This is a genomic window from Collinsella aerofaciens (assembly GCF_028206995.1).
GTDB classification, from domain to species: domain Bacteria; phylum Actinomycetota; class Coriobacteriia; order Coriobacteriales; family Coriobacteriaceae; genus Collinsella; species Collinsella aerofaciens_AQ.
Genome location: NZ_JAQLFL010000004.1, coordinates 1 through 18265, shown reverse-complemented (window position 1 = coordinate 18265; position 18265 = coordinate 1). Strand labels below are relative to the sequence as shown.

The following is an 18265-nucleotide window of genomic DNA, read 5'->3' as shown; positions in this document are numbered from 1 at the left end:
GAAAAGGTTTGCATATTTTAGGGATGGCTGCTGTGCTGCGTCATTGGAAGAATGCATGCTTATGCGGCCTCCTCGATGTCCACCAATAGATTGCGCTCGGGGTATGCTGCTAGGTCCCGTGCGTTGGCAGTATTATGCCGCGGCTGCTGCAAAGAAGCGCTAAAGAAAGGCTTAACCTGGTTTGGTGTTACGATGAAGCTGCAGGTCAGAGGTATCGAATAACACTTTTGAAAGGTTTTGGGCTTAAGGGCTTTCTAAGGTTTGTGGCGCGGATGTGGCTCGCCTGTGTGGGGCGTGTGGATGGCTCGTTCCTAGCGCTGCGGCTCTGCGGCGCGCACCTGCTCGATGACCTTTTCCATGGTGGCGTCGATGCGGTCTTTTTTGAGTTCGCATTCCCAGATGGTTATGGGTGTCCAGCCCATTTGAGTGAGCGCTGCCACCGCGGCGCGATCGCGCTCGACGTTGCGACGGAACTTTGCCTCCCAAAACTCAACGTTGCGCCTGGGCTGGCTCGGGTTGCACTTGGGGCAGCGGTGCCAAAAGCAACCGTTGACGAAGATGGCGATCTTGCGGCCGGGAAAGGCGATGTCGGGCTTGCCAGGAACCTTCCATTCCAAGCGATAACCCGTAAGGCCCGCTGCGCGCAAGCGCTGGCGAACGAGCAGCTCGGGCTTGGTGTTTGCACGCTTGTTGCCCTTCATGGACTTTTTTATAGCGGCGCGACGGCGCACGAGTTCGCGCTCGTCAGCGGAGAGGTCCGAGGTATCGATGCCGTCGAGCAGACCTGGTTTGGGACGCTTTTTGCTGCGGCGCTTAGGTGCGCGCTTGGGCCTGGAAGCGGGCTCGTCGTTCGTGGTGGCCTCGGCGTCGTTGGCAGTGCCGTTGGCCTCAAGCCGATCTTCCTTCAACTCAATCAGAGCATCGATAAGCCCTTTGTCGGCGGGCATCCACTCAACCGTGGCAAGCGAGGTGCGCGGAATCCAGCGGATATCGAGCTGGCGGTCGTGCTTCTGGGGCTCGCCAGACTCTTTAGCCAGCGAGCAGTAGTAGCACTCCATGGAGAGATGAAAATCGGGGTAGTCGTACTCAACGGTATAGAAATCGCGCAGATTGGTGACTTTGACCTGCAACTCTTCCATAAGCTCGCGGCGTACGGCGTCCTCGGGCGACTCGCCGCGCATGAGCTTGCCACCGGGAAACTCCCAAAGTCCCTGCATGTCGCCGTAGCCGCGCTGCACGGCAAGCAGCTCATCAGATCCTTCCTTGCGAATGATCCCAGCGGCAACATGAACAGTCTTCAACAGGAGTCCTCTCTCAACATCAACACGTGGCAGGGTAGCTACGCGTACCTTACACAACGGTAAGGCAAGCGTAAGCCATATCGATGGTAGCCGACTCGTCTTCTTGCGACTATAGATGCCGTAGACTAATCGCAAGAAAGGACTCGGTATGCAAACCACGCACATGGCGACCCCGGTACTGGAGGTCGCGCATCTCGAAAAGGTATATGGAGCGCTGGGCAACGTGACCCGTGCGCTCAACGACGTCAGCTTTACCGTCAACCGCGGCGAATTTGTTGGCATCATGGGCGCTTCGGGTTCGGGCAAGTCGACGTTGCTCAACTGCGTGTCGACCATCGATAGCGCCACGAGCGGCACCATCCGCATCAACGGGCAGGACGTGACGCGCATGAAGCAGGCCAAGCTCTCGCAGTTTCGCCGCGAGGAGCTCGGCTTTATCTTCCAGGACTCCAACCTGCTCGATACGCTCACGGCACGCGAGAACATCGCCCTGCCGCTCACCATTGCCCGCACAAACTCGGCAGAGATCTCGACCCGCGTGCAGGATGTGGCAGCGCGCCTGTCCATCAGTCAGGTGCTCGACAAGTATCCCTACCAGATGTCCGGCGGGCAGCAGCAGCGCGTTGCCGCGGCTCGCGCACTCGTCACCGACCCCACCATGATCATGGCCGACGAGCCCACCGGCGCCCTCGATTCCAAGAGCGCTCGCCTGCTGCTCGAGAGCCTAGAGGCCCTTAACCGCCGCCTGCGAGCCACCGTGCTCATGGTCACGCACGACAGCTTTGCCGCCAGCTACACGAGCCGTGTGCTGTTTATTCGAGACGGCAAGATCTTCACCGAGCTGCGCCGCGGCGACACCGACCGCCGAGAGTTCTTCGACCGCATTATGGAGGTCGTTGCCATGATGGGCGGTGAGGGCTCCGATGCTCTGTAAACTCGCTTGGGGTAACGTCCGCCGCGCCGGCCGCGACTACCTCGTCTACCTTTTGACGCTCACCCTGGGTGTCACGGTCTTCTATGCCTTTAACACCATCTCGATGCAGGTCGACATTGCCGGAATCGATGAAGAGGGCTTGGCGCAGGTAATGGGCAGCATGCTCGGCGACCTGACGTACTTTTTGGCCGGTGTCATGGCCTTTTTGATGGTGTATGCCAATAACTTCATCATGAAACGCCGCAAGAAGGAGTTTGGCCTGTACCAGGTGCTCGGCATGGGGCGTGGGCGCGTCGCCACGATCATGGCGCTCGAGACCGTGATAGTGTCGGTCGTGGCCTTTGTCGCCGGCATTGTGCTGGGTGTGGGACTCTCCCAGCTCATGACATTCTTTACGGCCTCGCTCTTTAAGACACAGATCGCCAATTTCCACTTCTTTTTCTCGGTGCATGCGTTCAACCTGACCCTTGTCTGCATGCTCGTAATGTTTGTGCTCACGCTACTGCTGAACCTTCGTGCCGTGCGTCGTACCAAACTCATCGAGCTTATGGGTGCCGAGCGTCGCAACGAGAGCATCAAGACACGCAACCCCTGGATCGCGATTGCCATCTTTGCCGTGGGCGTGGTGCTTGTGGGCGTGGCCTATTACCGTCTGCTACGTGATGGGTTCCCGCTAACCGCGACGGACAGCAAGCTGCAAGAGGCCATGAGCCAGTTTGGCATTACAACCGCTATGGTTACCGTGGGTACCTTTGCCCTGTTCTGGGGACTCTCGGGCATGCTTATCAAGCTGCTGCAGAGCCTGCGCAGCGTGTATTGGCGCGGCCTCAATATGTTTACCGTGCGCCAGCTTGCGGCCAAGGTTAATACGGTGTGCTTTTCGATGGGCGTCATCGCGATGCTCCTGTTTTTGGCCATCACCTCGGTGACGTGCGGCATGTCGATTGCCAACGTGATGAACGAAAACCTGGAGCGCTATAACCCTGTTGACGTGTCTCAGACGTATGTCTATTACACGCCCGATACGCTCGACTACTACAAAGAGTACGTCAATCCGCCTGAAGCCGATCGCATGGTGCTGGCCGATACAACGGTCGATTTGTACCCCGCATGGCACGGTAAGGGCAAGTCGGTGGACAACAACGACGAGACCGGCAAGAAGGTCAATATCGCCGATGTTGCAGGTGAGCATGTGCAGATCGATTCGTATCTGAGTTACCCGCTTGGCGGCTCGAATCCTTCGGTGACTCCAAGTGAGATGTGCAAGACCATGGGCGAAAAGCTTCCCAAGGCGTTCGGGGGTAGCAATGCCGATGCGATGGGTCTGTTTGTGACGCCGGCGAGCCAGTACAACAAACTGCGCCAGATGATGGGCGAGGAGCCGGTGCACATCGGTCACGACCAGTATCTGCTCACGTGTGATATGGGCGGCGAGCTGGTCGACATGTACACCAAGTATATGGCTGGCGGCCATGCCCTTACCTTGGGCGGGCATGAGCTCAAGCCCGCAACCGATAAGTCGGACGAAGATACGGCGGCCATCGCCAACTCGGCGATGGGCAGTAATCCGGGTACCGTCGTCGTTGCCGACGAGCTGTTGTCCCAACTTAATCTGCAGCCGTATTCCAGTAGCCTGCTCGTTAAAACAGGGGATGGATACGACCGAGGCAGACGAGAGCATTAAATACACTGTGCTTGACAATCTGCTCGTTGACGGCAAGGAGCCGGGGTCGTGGGGAACCTTCATCACGCGCTCCGAGATGTACACGCAAGCAGCGCAAATGAACGGTCTTATTAGCTACCTAGCCATCTACATCGGCTTTGTATTGGTCGTTGCATGCGCGGCGATTCTGTCGATCCAGCAACTCTCCAACGTGGCCGACGGCAGCCGCAGCTATCGTGTGCTGGCACAGATCGGCTGTGACGACCGCCAGATTCGCCATTCGGTGATGGCGCAGCAAGCGGTATTCTTCCTGTTCCCGCTGGCAGTGGGCCTGGCGCACTCCTTTGTGGCACTTAAGGTGATCATCGAGCTGGTGAGCATATTCGGAAATATGAGCATCGGCGGCACCGTGAGCCTCACCTGTGCAATCTTCCTGGCAGCATGCGGTGGCTACTTCCTGGTGACCTACCTCATGAGCACCGGCATGGTACGAGCCGCCATAGCCATCCGCTACAGCGAGTAACCTTCTAGTCCAGAACCACCACAAAGGGGACAGGCACCTTTGTGGTGGTTTTTACGTCTATCTCAATCTGTAACATATGGCTGGCAAAATCGCCTCTATCTGTTATAGATTGAGATTGTTTATCTCGAGCCATACGGTTTATCTCGATCTGTAACAACAAGACGGGGATTCGGCCCCTAGATGTTACAGATCGAGACATCGGTCGTTTGATTTGGAGGAAGCCTTATGCGCACGATTACCGAGTCCGAGTCCACCCCCAGGGCCGACGGCTTCTTCATGCCCGCCGAGTTCGCCCCGCAGGACCGCGTGTGGATGGGCTGGCCCCACCGCACCGACACCTGGGCCCACGGCGCCAAGCCGGCCCAGAGGCAGTATGCCGCCATCGCCCGCGCCATCGCCGAGTTCACCCCGGTCTACATGTGCGCCAACCAGGTCGACTACGCCAACTGCAAGGCCGTCTTCGAGGAGGACGAGAACGTCACCGTCATCGAGATGACCACCGACGACGCCTGGTTCCGCGACACCGCCGCCACCTACGTCATCGACGGCAAGGGCGGGAAGCGCGCCAACCACTGGCACTTCAACGCCTACGGCGGCCTGGTCGACGGCCTGTACTTCCCGTGGGACAAGGACGAGCAGATCGCCCTCAAGATGGCCGAGCTCTCCGGCTGCCGCCGCTACCGTCCCGACGACATGATCCTCGAGGGCGGCTCCATCACCGTCGACGGCGAGGGCACCCTCGTCGTGACCGACCAGTGCCTGCTTTCCCCGGGCCGCACCTGCTCTGCGGTTCTGGAGGAGGAAGAGGACCCCGAGTCCATCTGGCCCAAGTACCGCAAGAAGTTCGAGCCCTGGAGCGAGGAGCTCCGCGCCTACATGGACGAGCACCTCAAGGACTACCTGGGCGTCGAGAAGGTCATCTGGGTCAAGGAGGGCATCGACCCCGAGGAGACCAACGGCCACATCGACGACGTCGCCACCTTCATCGCCCCGGGCGTCATGGCCTGCATCTGGACCGACGACCCCGAGTACCCGTTCTACGACCAGTGCCACGCCGCCTACGAGACCCTCTCCAACGCGGTCGACGCCAAGGGCCGCAAGATTAAGGTCTACAAGCTCTGCATGCCCGTGAACCCGCTGTTCATGGACCAGGCCTCCTGCGACACCATCGACGCCGACGAGAACGCCGAGCCGCGCGTCCCCGACGAGCCGCTGATCGCCTCCTACATGAACTACCTGGTCACCAACCACGGCGTCATCGTCCCGCAGTACGGCGACGAGAACGACCAGCTGGCCGTCGACACGCTCCAGGAGATCTACGACGAGGTCTGGGGCGAGGGCGTCTACAAGTGCGTGGGCGTCCAGTCCGATCAGGTCGTCTACGGCGGCGGCAACATCCACTGCATCACGCAGCAGGAGCCGTCCGCTTAATCGTCTGGCTTTCCGAGGCACCCCATCTCGCCGCTCAAGCCGTCGCTCGCGGCGACCTGGGGCACCTCGGAAAGCCAGCCGGCCAAGCGGACCGACGTAGCTAGTTACCGCATTAGTCATTGGTGCCAACCTTGGCAACAATGCAGGTCGAAAAAACGTCAGCGAAAACCCGCCAGAGCGAGCAAGGTGCCTTGAAACGAGGCGGCATTGATCTTTTGATCATGCCGTCGAAGTTGAAAGGCAGATTGCCGCCCTGGCGGGTTTGCAGCGTCGAGCCGTTACGCGGTTTGGTAAAACCGCGTAACTAAATACGTTCCGCGATCTCGTGGATGAGGTAGTCGGTCTTTTCCCAGCCCAGGCACGGGTCGGTGATCGACTTGCCAAAGACGCCGCCGTCGACCGGCTGGTTGCCGTCCTCCAGGTAGGACTCGATCATAAAGCCCTTGACCAGCTTGGAGATGGACTCGTTGCGGCGGCAGCTGTCGAGTACCTCCTTGCAAATGCGATACTGCTCCAGCGGACGCTTGCCCGAGTTGTCGTGGTTGCAGTCGATGACCGTCGCCGGATTGGCATAGCCGGCGTGCTCGGTATAGCGCTCGGCCAGACGTTCCAGGTGTTCGTAGTGGTAGTTGGGGTAGGTGCGCCCATCGAGACCGATGTAGCCACGCATAACGGCGTGCGCGAGCGGATTGCCGTCGCACTCGACCTCCCAGTTGCGGAAGATGAAGCTCTGGTGCGCCTGGGCGGCGTAAATGGAGTTGAGCATAACGGTGGTAGAGCCGGCAGTGGGATTCTTCATGCCGACGGGTACCGAAATGCCGCTCGACACCAGGCGATGCTCCTGGTTTTCGACCGAGCGTGCGCCCACGGCAACATAGCTCAGCAGGTCAACGAGGTATTGGTAGTTGGACGGATAGAGCATCTCGTCGGCGGTGAAGAAGCCCGTTTCCTCAATAACGCGCAGGTGCATATGGCGGATGGCCTTGACGCCCTCGAGCAGGTCGTCGGGAGCCTCGGGGTTGGGGTTGTGCAGAAGACCTTTGTAGCCGGTGCCCTTGGTGCGCGGCTTATTGGTGTAGACGCGCGGAATGATGATGAGCTTGTCCTTGACCTCTTCGGCGGTCTTGGCCAGTCGGTTCATGTACTCGAGCACTGAATCCTCGCGGTCGGCAGAGCACGGGCCGATGATGAGCACCTTACGTGCGTCCTCGCCGGTAAAGACTTTGGCGACCTCGGCGTCAAATGCCTGCTTTTTGGCGGTAAGCTCGGCAGAAAGCGGCATTTCCTCGCGGATCTCCATGGGGATCGGCAGCCTGCGTTTGAATTCCATGGCCATAGGGGTCTCCTCAATCTATAGAAAGAGCAAAAAGCGTATTGTCGAATGCACGGCATTATCCGCTGTCGCACGCTAAAGTGCAAGCCCTCGTCACCCCAAAACCTGCCAAAAAGGGACAGGTTTATTTTGGCAGGTTTTATCTGGGTAAACGTTGGCGAATGCCGGGAGGGAGCGGCGCCGCGCGGGACCCTAAGGCTGTTGTCAGTTCCCCAGGAAATACCATGTGGGCAAAAAATGCCAAATATGAGTACGGTTGCTATCTTAGTATCATATTGCCTTCGCAAAATAATAGACATAACAGCAAAATATGTTTATTAACGCAAACACATATAAGTCCGCTATAGGGCTGTTTGATCAATTTAGGGACGCGTGTAAGCCGTGAAAACGGCATTTGGGGCTGTTTTGGCTGTTACTAAAAAGGTAACAGTACTCATATTTGCCCTTTTTTGCCCACGGGGCCTCGAAGGGGCTGCCAATCAGGTTCCAGGGGAGGTGGTTCGAGGGCCGCAGAGCAAAAAAACGGGGGCGCAGGTCAACCTGCGCCCCCGTTTTCTGGGCATTGCGGTTGTTTGCCGCCGGTTGTTACGCCGCCTCGTCGAACTGCGAGTTGTACAGGTCGGCGTAGAAGCCGCCTTGGGCGAGTAACTCGTCGTGCGTGCCCTTCTCGACGATGTCGCCGTCGCGAATTACCAAGATCACGTCGGCGTTGCGGATCGTGGACAGGCGGTGCGCGATGACAAAGCTTGTACGGCCCTGCATCAGCGCATCCATGGCGCGCTGAATGAGTTCCTCGGTGCGGGTATCGACGTTGGAGGTCGCCTCGTCCAGAATCAGTGCCGGGCGGTCGGCCAAAATGGCACGGGCGATGGTCACGAGCTGGCGCTGACCCTGCGACAGGTTAGTGCCCTCCTCGTTGATCATAAAGTCGTAGCCACCGGCAAGCGTATGGATAAAGTGGTCGCAACGTGCGGCGCGTGCGGCGGCTTCGACCTCGGCATCGCTCGCATCGGGGCGTCCGTAGCGGATGTTCTCGCGGATCGTGCCGTTAAACAGCCAGGTATCCTGCAGCACCATGGCAAACTCGCCGCGCAGCGCCGCGCGGTCCCAGTCGCGCACGTCGACACCCTCGACGCGCAGCGAACCGCCGTCCACATCGTAGAAGCGCTGCAGCAGCTTAATGAGCGTGGTCTTGCCGGCGCCGGTAGGACCGACGATGGCGATGGTCTGGCCGGGCTGCGCCTCGCAGCTAAAGTCGTGGATGATGGTCTTGTCGGGCGTGTAGCCAAACTTGACATGGTCAAACTCCACGTGGCCGGGGCGCTTCTCGGGAATCTGCGCGTCGGCCTTCTGCTCCTCCTCGGGCGCGGCCAGGAACTCAAAGACGCGCTCGGTGGCGGCAGCCATCGACTGCATCGTGTTGCTCACATTGCCCAGCTGCTGCACGGGTTGCGTAAAGTTGCGAACGTACTGGATAAAGCTCTGGATGTCGCCGGGCGTGGCATTGCCGGTCAGCGCGAGTTGCGCGCCCACCACGACGACGCCCACGTAGCCCATGTTGCCCACCAAACTCATGAGCGGCATCATCAGGCCCGACAGGAACTGCGAGCGCCAGCCACTAATAAAGAGGCGATCGTTTTGGCGGTCGAATTCCTCGATCGAGGCCTCGGCGCGGTCGAACACCTGAATGACGTTCTGGCCGGCAAAGTCCTCCTCGATAATGCCGTTGACGGTGCCCAGGACCTGCTGCTGCTCGCGGAAGTACGGCTGCGAGAAGTGAATCATCACCATCAAGATAATCGCGGCGGCCGGCAGCGTGAGCACGGTGACGCCGGTGAGCGGCAGGCTGATCGAAAGCATCATGACGAGGACGCCGATAATCTGCGTGACGGACGTAATAAGCTGTGTCACGCTCTGGTTGAGCGACTGGCCGAGCGTATCGACGTCGTTGGTGATGCGGCTGAGCACATCGCCCTTGCTGTGGCCGTTGAAGTAGCTCATCGGTACGACGGCGATCTTGGCGGCAATCTCCTTGCGCATGCGGTAGCAGATCTTTTGCGTGACGCCGGTCATGAGCCAGCCCTGGATCAGGCTGCAGGCAGAGCTCGCCAGATACAGGCAGAGCAAAAAGCCGAGCGTCTTGGCGATCCAGTTAAAGTCGACATCGCCGGTGCCGTTGACCTTGGCAACCAAGCCCTCGAACAGTTTGGTGGTAACCTGGCCGAGCACCTTGGGCCCCACAATGTTAAAGATGACCGAGCACACGGCAAAGGCGACGGCGGTAAACACGGCAATCTTGTGCTGGCCGATATAGCCGAGCAGCTGCCTCATGGTGCCCTTAAAGTCCTTGGCCTTTTCGCCACGGCGCATGCCACCCATGCGGCCCATGGGACCACGCTGGCGGGTGGGCTTGGGAATCTGAGTCTTGGTCTCGTCTGCCATTAGCGCTCGCCTCCTTCCATGACGGCTGCAATTTCTTCTTGGGTAAGCCCCAGCTCCTCGGCGGAAAGCTGCGACTGTGCGATCTCCAGGTACGCCGGGCAGCTGCGCAGCAGCTCCTCGTGCGTGCCGGCGCCCACTACGTGGCCGTCGTCGAGCACGATGATCTGGTCGGCGTGCATGATGGTCGCGATGCGCTGGGCCACGACCACGAGTGCGGCGTCGGTAACGTTTTTGGCGAGCTCCTCGCGCAGGCGCGCGTCGGTCTTGTAGTCGAGGGCGCTAAACGAGTCGTCGAACACCACGACTTCGGGCTTCTTGGCCAGGGCGCGGGCGATGGCCAGGCGCTGGCGCTGACCGCCCGAGACATTGGAGCCGCCCTGGCTGATAGGGGAGTCGTACCCGTCCTCGCGCTCGGCGATAAAGTCCTCCGCCTGGGCGACGCGTGCTGCCTGGCGCATATCCTCGTCACTCACCATGTCGCCGGCAAACTTGAGGTTGCTCTCGACGGTACCCGAGAATAGACGACCCTGCTGCGGAATATAACCGATGCGGCGGCGCAGCTCAGAGAGGGTCATGTCGCGCACATCGATGCCGTCGAGCGAAATGCTGCCGCCCGTGACGTCGTACAGGCGCGGAATCAGCTGCACGAGCGTGGACTTGCCCGAGCCCGTGGAGCCAATGATGCCGAGCATCTGACCGGCATGTGTGGTGAAGTTCACGCCGCTGATGACATCGGCGCGGGCATCGGGATACTGGAAGCTCACGTCGCGGAAGGTGAGCTCACCGCGCGGCGCGCTGGCCGCGGGCAGTTTGGGTGAGACGGGGTCGTTGATGCTCGTGGGGCAGGTGATGACCTCTTCCACGCGCTCGGCTGCGACCTCGGCACGGGGCAGGATGACCGAAACCATGGTGAGGATCATAAACGCCATGACGATCTGCATGGTGTAGGAGATGAACGCCATCATGTTGCCGACCTGCATCACGCCGTCGGACACGCCCTGGGCGCCAAACCAGACGATAAGCACGGTGATGCAGTTCATGACGAGCATCATGAGCGGCATCATAAAGCTCATGGCGCGGTTGGTGTAGAGCTGCGTGGTCATCAGGTCGAGCGATGCCTTGTCAAAGCGCTCGAGCTCATGTTCCTCGCGGTTGAACGAGCGGATGGGCATAAGGCCGTCGAGCAGCTCGCGGGCGGTAAGGTTCACGCGGTCCACGAAGCTCTGCATCTTTTTGAACTTGGGCATGGTGAGGCCCATGAGCACGCCGACGACGGCCGAGACCGCGATGATGGCCACGGCGATGGTCCACTCCAGGCCGGTGTGGTTGGCCAGGACACGCATGACAGCGACGATGCCCATGACGGGAGCCATCAGGCACATGCGGATAAACAGGGTTGCGGCCATCTGGATCTGCTGAATGTCGTTGGTGCAGCGGGTGATGAGCGAGGCCTGGCTAAACTTGCCCACCTCGGCCGGCGAGAAGTGCATAACCTTGTTGAAGGTCTCGCGGCGCAGGTCGCGGGCGATGGAGCAGGCGGTGCGCGACGCCACGGCGCCGGTCAGGATGGTGGCGACGAGCGACACCAGACACAGACCAAACATCGTGGTCGCCATGCGGCCCAGGTAGGCGTTCTGCACGTCGGCGGGGTCGATGCCCTGTGCCTTGTACTCGTCCTGCACATAGCTCACGGCGCGCTGGGTGACGATGGAGCCCGACATGGAGCCCATTTTGTCTGCCATTTGGTTGGCGCCCTCGACGAGCTTGCTTTGGTCTACCAGACCGCCCTTGACACCCAGGCGCAGGCTCTTCATGGTGATTTTGCCGCCGTCGGCATCAATCTGCTTTTGCATGTTCTGCGCCGCTGCGGCCTTCTGCTGCATCTCGGCGAGCTGCTCGGGCGTCATCGCTGCCATTTGCTCGGGCGTGGGCATGGCCTGAGCGGCGGTGTTGTCTTTCTCGCTGGACGTGCCGGTCATGTCGCCCATGGAGTCGGCGTCGATGCCTTGGTTGAGCGAAAGGACGACGGTCTCGGGCAGGCTCATAATGTCGGCGAGCTTGCTGCCGTCGGCGCGCTCATCCTCGGTTCCCTTGTACGTGCGAATCCCGTTTTTGTCTGCCTTGCCAAACGCAGCTTCTACCGTCTTGGCGTCCTTGGTGCTCATAAAGAGTTCGAGGTCGTCGAGCGATTCGGCGCGGATGGTGTCGGGTACGGGCGAGGCGATGCCGCCTTGTTGCACGCCCACGTCGACGATGTCGCTCATATAGGTAGGCAGCGCCAGATCGGCGTTGCAGCTGATTACGATAAGCACGATAGCTGCGAACAGTGCCAGGACATGCTTTTTAAAGAGCTTGAGAATCCTCACTCGGCATCTCTCCTTTCTTGATTGCGGTCGATAATTTCGTTGGCACGTCTTAAAAGGCGCACCATCTCTTGGGTATCTGTTTCGCCGAGCTGCTCGAGGAAAGCCGTGGTGCGGTCCTCGAATTCCCGACGTTTGATTTCGAGATCCTGGAATCCTTTGTCGGTCACCGTGACGTGCACGCGACGACGGTCGGTCTTTGAGTGCTCGCGCTCGACCCAGCCCTTGGCTTCGAGAGCGCGTAGGATATTGGCGATGCGGGCACTCGAGACCCAGGCGCGATCAGCGAGTTCGCTCGGCGTGAGCGAACCGCCGGCGAGTATGAGGGCGCGCATGACGGCCATCTCGCCGCCGAGGGCTTTGTCCGCAAAGCGCGAAATGCGCTGATGCATGCTGCCGAACTCGGTAAGGAGCTGGCGCCCAAGTTCACGGAAATCGGTATCTTCCACCGAAAACCCCTAACACTAGAAACTATTTTCGGTGAAAGATGATACCCCCGCTCAACCATCCTATTCGGTGGATTTCTAGGCATGTCCCAAAAATCTACTTGGCCGCTAGGCAATATTAAGAGTGCATTAAGACTTAAAATCATTCAATTGCTGAAGCGTTTCAAAGAACTATTATGCACGCGGTTAGGCGAGGGGTTGTCACCACCATGACGACTGGGACTCATATAATCGCCACGTGCGATGCTCCAACTTCCCGCAAGGAGACACCTTACATAAAGGGGGATGGAGTCATGGCATTTGACTTCACGGGTAAAACCGCGATCGTTACCGGTGGCACTCAGGGCATTGGCCTCGAGATCGCCAAGGGTATCGTTGCGGGCGGCGGACACGTCGCGCTCATCGCAAGGAACGCTGCTAAGGGCGAGGCCGCTGTGGCCGAGCTTGGCGAGGGCAACAAGTTCTATCAGCTCGATGTTGCCGATGCGCCCAAGGCGCGCGAGACCGTCGAGCAGATTTTTACGGACCTGCCGCAAACCAACATCCTGATCAACTGCGCTGGCGTCATCAGCACCAAGAAGTTCGACGAGATCGATGACACCGAGTGGCGTCGCACCATCGACATCAACCTCAACGGTACCTTCACTATGATGAACGCCGTGTACCCGCACTTTAAGGCGGCCCATGCCGGCACTATCGTCAACGTGAGTTCCGTTGCGGGCAAGATCGGTGGCGGCCTGCTCGGCACAGCCGCCTACGCCAGCTCCAAGGCCGGTGTTAACGGTCTGACCAAGGCAGTCGCCAAGGAAGGCGGCAAGTTCGGCGTCCGCTGCAACGCCGTGTGCCCGTCGCTCACGTTGACCGATATGACCTCGATTCTCTCTGACGAGAACTCTCAGCGCATCATCAACGGTATCCCTCTGGGCCGCGCCGCCCAGGCCAGCGAGCCTGCGCAGATGGTGCTGTTCTTCGCTTCCGACCTCGCCAGCTTCGTGAACGGCGAGATTGGTGACTGCGACGGCGGCATCGTCCTGGACGGGTAATACCCCGCGGTGATCGTTTGGCGGCGACCCTGGCGACTCGGGGTTGTCGCCTTCTTTCTGACATAGGCGCGTGCGGCTTCGATTCGCATGCATCCAAAGGAGATATATATGAGTGAATCGACTGCGGTGGAGGCGCCGGCGGCAAAGGAGCCGTTTTTTAAGATGTCCTCCATCCCGGGTGCCAATATTTTGGTGCCGCTTTTGCTGGGCTGCCTGCTCAACACGCTATTCCCCGACCTGTTTAAGACGCTCGGCAGCTTTACGCTTGGCATGACCCAGCAGGGTGCAGGCCCGCTCGTGGGCGCCTTTTTGCTGATTGTCGGCACGACGATTTCGTTTAAGAGCGCTCCTGCCGCCGCTGCCCGCGGTGCCATCATCATTGCCGTCAAGCAAATCGTGGTCGTTGCCGTGTCGCTGCTCATCCTGTATGTGTTCAACGACAACCTGTTTGGCATCTCTGCCATGGTGATGCTGGCCGCTTGCACCGGCGCCAACAATGCTATGTACGCTGGTCTGATGGGCACCATGGGTAACGAGGCCGAGCGTGGCGCCGTCGCCATCACTACGCTGGTTGTCGGCCCTCCGGTCACGATGATCGTGCTCGGCGCTGCCGGTCAGGCTCCGATCGGTTGGTCGCTCGTGGGCGCCATCCTGCCGATCGTCGTCGGCATTATCCTGGGCAACCTGTTCCCCAGCTTTAAGAAGATGATGGCACCGGCACTTTCCGCCATCATCGTGCTCGTCTTCTTTGCCATGGGCTCGACCATGACCTTTGGCCAGCTCATTAATGGCGGTCTTCCCGGTATTCTGCTCGGCGTGATCTGCTCGGTGGTCTTTGCAATTCCCGTCATCGCGGTCGATAAGCTCACGGGCGGTACGGGTGTCGCAGGTGCGGCCATTTCGAGCTGCGCCGGAGCCAATGTGGCCACGCCTGCTGCCATGGCAAGCGTCAACGGGGCCATGTACGGCGGTGCGGTGCTCGCAACGGCCACGGCACAGGTTGCTGCCTGCGCAATCGTGACGGCTATTTTGACCCCGCTGGTCACCAGCTGGTGCTACAAGCATTTTGAGGGCCAGGGCAACAGCAAGGCAACGACCGACAAGGCCGCCGCAGCCGCCTAATGCCAAGCGGCAATCAAAGCTAAAAACTAGCTACGCCACAGGGCGGCCACGGGGGATACCGTGGCCGCCCTGCAGTTTCTGTAGGGTCTCTGGGACACTTTACCCTGCTAAAGCTGGCATAACAGCTAGAGCGAACGTCGTACAAAGGCAAGGAAAAATAACATACAAATCGGTGAACGGTAGTTGTTCGCGCTCGCATTTCCTGCGGATTTGTTAAAAACGTCCTTATGATATAAAAAGAGAAACATATAACAGCCCAGATGGAGAGGGTGGCTATGTTATCCTTCTCAGACGGGTGAAATCTTGGGTTTTGGGTTGCAGTTCCAAGGTGGACAAACGTTTTTCCCTGTACCAACGTGTGGTGAAGAACGGAAGAAGCCGGTAGTGCAAGCCGAAAACTCAAGAATTCAATAAGCAGCGGTGTGAGAGAGCGCCGCATTACACGTAACTAGGAGCGTGGTTACACAATGCAGGAGGCATGGGAAGGCTTCAAGGAAGGCATCTGGACGGGAGAGGTTGACGTCCGAGACTTCATCCAGAAGAACTACACCCCCTACGAGGGCGACGAGTCGTTCCTCGCCGGCCCGACCGAGCGTACCAAGGAGCTGTGGGGCGAGGTTCTCGACCTGCTGCTTAAGGAGCGCGAGCAGGGCGGTGTCCTCGATATGGACACCAAGACCGTTACGGGTATCGTGAGCCACCCCGCTGGCTACATCGATAACGCCCACCGCGAGAAGGAGACCATCGTCGGTCTCCAGACTGACAAGCCGCTCAAGCGCGCTCTGCACGTCAACGGCGGTATCCGCATCGCTTGCCAGGCTGCCAGCCAGCACGGCTACAAGGTCGACGAGAACGTTGTCGAGCGCTACACCTTCGAGCGCAAGACTCACAACGCCGGCGTCTTCGATGTTTACACCCCCGAGATGCGTGCTTGCCGCTCGGCTCACATCATCACCGGTCTGCCCGATGGCTATGGCCGCGGCCGCATCATCGGCGACTACCGTCGTGTTGCCCTGTACGGCGTCGACTACCTGATCAAGGACAAGGAGGCCCAGAAGGCTTCCACCCCGACGGTCATGACCGCCGACAACATCCGCGACCGTGAGGAGCTGCAGGAGCAGATCCGCGCCCTCGGCGAGCTCAAGATGATGGCCGAGACCTATGGTTTCGATATTTCCAACCCTGCTACCAACACGCAGGAGGCCATCCAGTGGATGTACTTCGCCTACCTCGCTGCCGTTAAGGAGCAGAACGGCGCCGCTATGTCCATCGGCCGTACCTCCACGTTCATCGACATCTACGCTGAGCGCGACCTTGCCAACGGTACCTTCACTGAGGAGCAGATCCAGGAGTTCGTGGATCACTTCATCATGAAGCTCCGCATGGTCAAGTTTGCCCGTACCCCCGAGTACCAGGCCCTGTTTACCGGCGATCCGCAGTGGGTCACCGAGTCCATCGGCGGCATGGGTGTTGACGGCCGTACGCTCGTTACCAAGATGAGCTACCGCTACCTGCACACGCTCGAGAACATGGGCACCAGCCCCGAGCCCAACATGACCGTTCTGTGGTCGACCCGTCTGCCCGAGAACTTCAAGAAGTTCTGCGCCAAGACTTCTGTCGCCAGCTCCTCGATCCAGTACGAGAACGACGACCTCATGCGCGTTTACCACGGCGACGACTACGGCATCGCCTGCTGCGTGTCCTCCATGCGCATCGGCAAGGAGATGCAGTTCTTCGGCGCCCGTGCCAACCTGGCCAAGTGCCTGCTGTATGCACTCAACGGCGGTGTTGACGAGGTCTCCAAGAAGCAGGTCGGCCCCAAGTATCGCGCCGTCGAGGGCGATACGCTCGATTACGACGACGTTGTGGCCAAGTACAACGACATGATGAAGTGGCTCGCTGGCGTGTACGTCAACTCTCTGAACATCATTCACTACATGCACGACAAGTATTGCTACGAGCGCATCCAGATGGCCCTGCACGACAAGCACGTGCACCGCTGGTTCGCTACGGGCATCGCTGGTCTTTCCGTCGTGGCTGACTCCCTGTCCGCCATCAAGTACGCCAAGGTTCACCCCGTCCGCGACGAGAATGGCATCATCGTCGACTTCGAGACCGAGGGCGAGTTCCCCAAGTACGGTAACGACGACGACCGCGTCGACCAGATCGCTCACGACGTTGTGCACCAGTTCATGGAGTACATCCGCATGAACGACACCTACCGCAACTCCGTGCCCACGACCTCGGTTCTGACCATTACCTCCAACGTCGTGTACGGTAAGAAGACCGGTTCCACGCCCGACGGCCGCAAGGCTGGCCAGCCGTTCGCCCCGGGTGCTAACCCCATGCACAAGCGCGATAGCCACGGCGCCATCGCTTCGCTGTCTTCGGTTTCCAAGCTCCCGTTCCGCGATGCTCAGGACGGCATTTCCAACACCTTCTCCATCATCCCGAGTGCGCTCGGCAAGGAGGACCAGGTGTTCTTTGGCGATATCGACCTTGATCAGCTGGGCGAGTAACTATTGTTAGTGCTATACTAACAATAACGATTACTGATTAGCGCGCCGGTTTCGGCCGGCGCCTATTAATCGAAGGAGACACATTATGAAGGTTTCTGAAGTTTCCGAGACCCAGGCCGATAACCTGGTCCACATGCTCGACGCTTACGCCGAGAAGGGTGGCCACCACCTGAACATCAACGTCTTCAACCGTGAGACGCTGCTCGACGCTCAGGCTCACCCCGAGAAGTACCCGCAGCTGACCATCCGCGTTTCCGGCTATGCCGTGAACTTCCACACGCTCACCAAGGAGCAGCAGGACGAGGTCATTGCGCGTACCTTCCACGACAAGTTCTAAAGGGGTTTAACTCCCGCAGGATCGCCGGGCCGCTTTGGGTTACTTTCCAAAACGTCCTCGGACATGCAAAGGGCTCCGCTGCGCGCTTCGCGCGGCGGAGCCCTTTGCGTCCTGACGCTCCTATTTGGCAAGGTGTTTTTTAGAATCCGTTTTGCGCTCGGCCTCGAAGGCCTGCCTGTCCCAATCGAGCGGAAGTCCGGCCTCGACCCATGTCTCGTAGGCCCTCCTTATGGGCTTGAGCTCCCTTTGGCCCCTCTCCAGCATCGAGATGTACTTCTCGCTGGTGCCCAGTATGGACGCCGCCCTCACCTGGCTGACCTTCGCCGCGCGCCTGGCCGCCACGAGCCCCGAGGCGTCCTCGGGCCTCCTGATCTCGTGCGGGCGCATCAGCGCCCGGTACGCCTCCCTGGCCACGTAGCGCTTGAGGCACCTCATGACCTCCCTGTCGCTCTTTCCCCGCCCCCTGGCCCTCTCGGCGTACTCGGCGGTCTCGGGGTCGCGCATGACCCTCTGCCTCGCGATCTCGTGCAGCGCGCTGTTCGCCTGCCGGTCGCCCCTGTTGAGCCTGTGCCTCACGGTCTTGCCGCTCGAGGCGGGGATGGGGCAGGCCCCGCATATCGCCGCGAACGACGCCTCGGAGCGCAGCCTGCCCGGGTTGTCCCCGGCCGCGACCGCGAGCTTGGCCGCGCTCACGGGCCCGCACCCGTACATCGCCAGCAGCGCGGGGCAGCTCTCCTCCAGGGACGCCTCGATCGCGCGCTCCATGTCGAGCGCCGCGTCGCGCGCCGCCGCCCACAGGTCCGCCAGC

At 59.8% G+C, this 18265-nt stretch carries 14 protein-coding genes; 8 read left to right on the top strand and 6 right to left on the bottom strand.

Translation table 11 applies throughout. From position 1 onward, the window contains the following. Nucleotides 1–311: 311 nt before the first annotated feature. Nucleotides 312–1301 carry a DNA mismatch endonuclease Vsr gene (vsr, locus tag PMX60_RS04045; RefSeq protein WP_271746984.1) on the bottom strand — a complete coding sequence of 330 codons (990 nt, stop codon included), beginning with the start codon at nt 1299–1301 and terminating at the stop codon, nt 312–314. A gap of 148 nt (nt 1302–1449) precedes the next feature. On the opposite strand from vsr, the gene PMX60_RS04040 reads away from it, so the two are divergent. The 4 genes from PMX60_RS04040 (at nt 1450) to PMX60_RS04025 (ending at nt 5852) form a co-directional block, all read left to right on the top strand. Then, nucleotides 1450–2235 carry an ABC transporter ATP-binding protein gene (locus PMX60_RS04040; protein ID WP_006234847.1) on the top strand — a complete coding sequence of 262 codons (786 nt, stop codon included), beginning with the start codon at nt 1450–1452 and terminating at the stop codon, nt 2233–2235. Next, entirely contained in the window at nt 2225–3919 is a 1695-nt protein-coding gene (locus PMX60_RS04035) for an ABC transporter permease (protein ID WP_271746983.1), read from the top strand. The genes PMX60_RS04040 and PMX60_RS04035 overlap by 11 nt, the downstream gene beginning before the upstream one ends. After that, a complete protein-coding gene (locus PMX60_RS04030; RefSeq protein ID WP_271746982.1) occupies nt 3888–4421 on the top strand; it encodes an ABC transporter permease family protein in 534 nt (177 codons plus the stop codon). The genes PMX60_RS04035 and PMX60_RS04030 overlap by 32 nt, the downstream gene beginning before the upstream one ends. A gap of 225 nt (nt 4422–4646) precedes the next feature. Continuing rightward, entirely contained in the window at nt 4647–5852 is a 1206-nt protein-coding gene (locus tag PMX60_RS04025; protein ID WP_271746981.1) for an agmatine deiminase family protein, read from the top strand. A gap of 304 nt (nt 5853–6156) precedes the next feature. Here PMX60_RS04025 and PMX60_RS04020 read toward each other — a convergent pair whose 3' ends face one another. The 4 genes from PMX60_RS04020 to PMX60_RS04005 form a co-directional block, all read right to left on the bottom strand. Continuing rightward, a complete protein-coding gene (locus PMX60_RS04020; protein WP_271746980.1) occupies nt 6157–7188 on the bottom strand; it encodes a 3-deoxy-7-phosphoheptulonate synthase in 1032 nt (343 codons plus the stop codon). A 582-nt stretch (nt 7189–7770) separates the two neighbouring features. Beyond that, nucleotides 7771–9627 carry an ABC transporter ATP-binding protein gene (locus PMX60_RS04015; RefSeq protein WP_271746979.1) on the bottom strand — a complete coding sequence of 619 codons (1857 nt, stop codon included), beginning with the start codon at nt 9625–9627 and terminating at the stop codon, nt 7771–7773. Further along, nucleotides 9627–11993 carry an ABC transporter ATP-binding protein gene (locus PMX60_RS04010; RefSeq protein ID WP_271746978.1) on the bottom strand — a complete coding sequence of 789 codons (2367 nt, stop codon included), beginning with the start codon at nt 11991–11993 and terminating at the stop codon, nt 9627–9629. Before PMX60_RS04010 ends, PMX60_RS04015 begins: the two co-directional genes overlap by 1 nt. Next, nucleotides 11990–12439: a MarR family winged helix-turn-helix transcriptional regulator gene (locus PMX60_RS04005; RefSeq protein WP_271746977.1), complete on the bottom strand. Its 450-nt coding sequence runs from the start codon at nt 12437–12439 to the stop codon at nt 11990–11992. The genes PMX60_RS04010 and PMX60_RS04005 overlap by 4 nt, the downstream gene beginning before the upstream one ends. 290 nt (nt 12440–12729) lie before the next feature. Here PMX60_RS04005 and PMX60_RS04000 point away from each other — a divergent pair, with 290 nt between their 5' ends. From PMX60_RS04000 to grcA3, 4 genes are all read left to right on the top strand, one after another. Continuing rightward, nucleotides 12730–13479, top strand: a complete 750-nt coding sequence (locus tag PMX60_RS04000; RefSeq protein ID WP_006234857.1) for an SDR family NAD(P)-dependent oxidoreductase — start codon at nt 12730–12732, stop codon at nt 13477–13479. A 108-nt stretch (nt 13480–13587) separates the two neighbouring features. Beyond that, on the top strand, nt 13588–14601 hold the full coding sequence (locus tag PMX60_RS03995) for a 2-keto-3-deoxygluconate permease (protein ID WP_022093917.1): 1014 nt from the start codon (nt 13588–13590) through the stop codon (nt 14599–14601). A gap of 467 nt (nt 14602–15068) precedes the next feature. Next, the gene (pflB, locus tag PMX60_RS03990; protein WP_055310750.1) at nt 15069–17120 is read left to right on the top strand and encodes a formate C-acetyltransferase; all 2052 of its coding nucleotides are present in this window, start codon (nt 15069–15071) and stop codon (nt 17118–17120) included. Nucleotides 17121–17205: 85 nt separating this feature from the next. Next, a complete protein-coding gene (gene grcA3 / locus PMX60_RS03985; protein ID WP_006234861.1) occupies nt 17206–17457 on the top strand; it encodes an autonomous glycyl radical cofactor GrcA3 in 252 nt (83 codons plus the stop codon). A 120-nt stretch (nt 17458–17577) separates the two neighbouring features. Here the strand turns inward: grcA3 and PMX60_RS03980 are convergent. Beyond that, nucleotides 17578–18265 (bottom strand): transposase (locus tag PMX60_RS03980; RefSeq protein ID WP_271746976.1); only part of this gene is annotated, 688 nt, incomplete at its 5' end.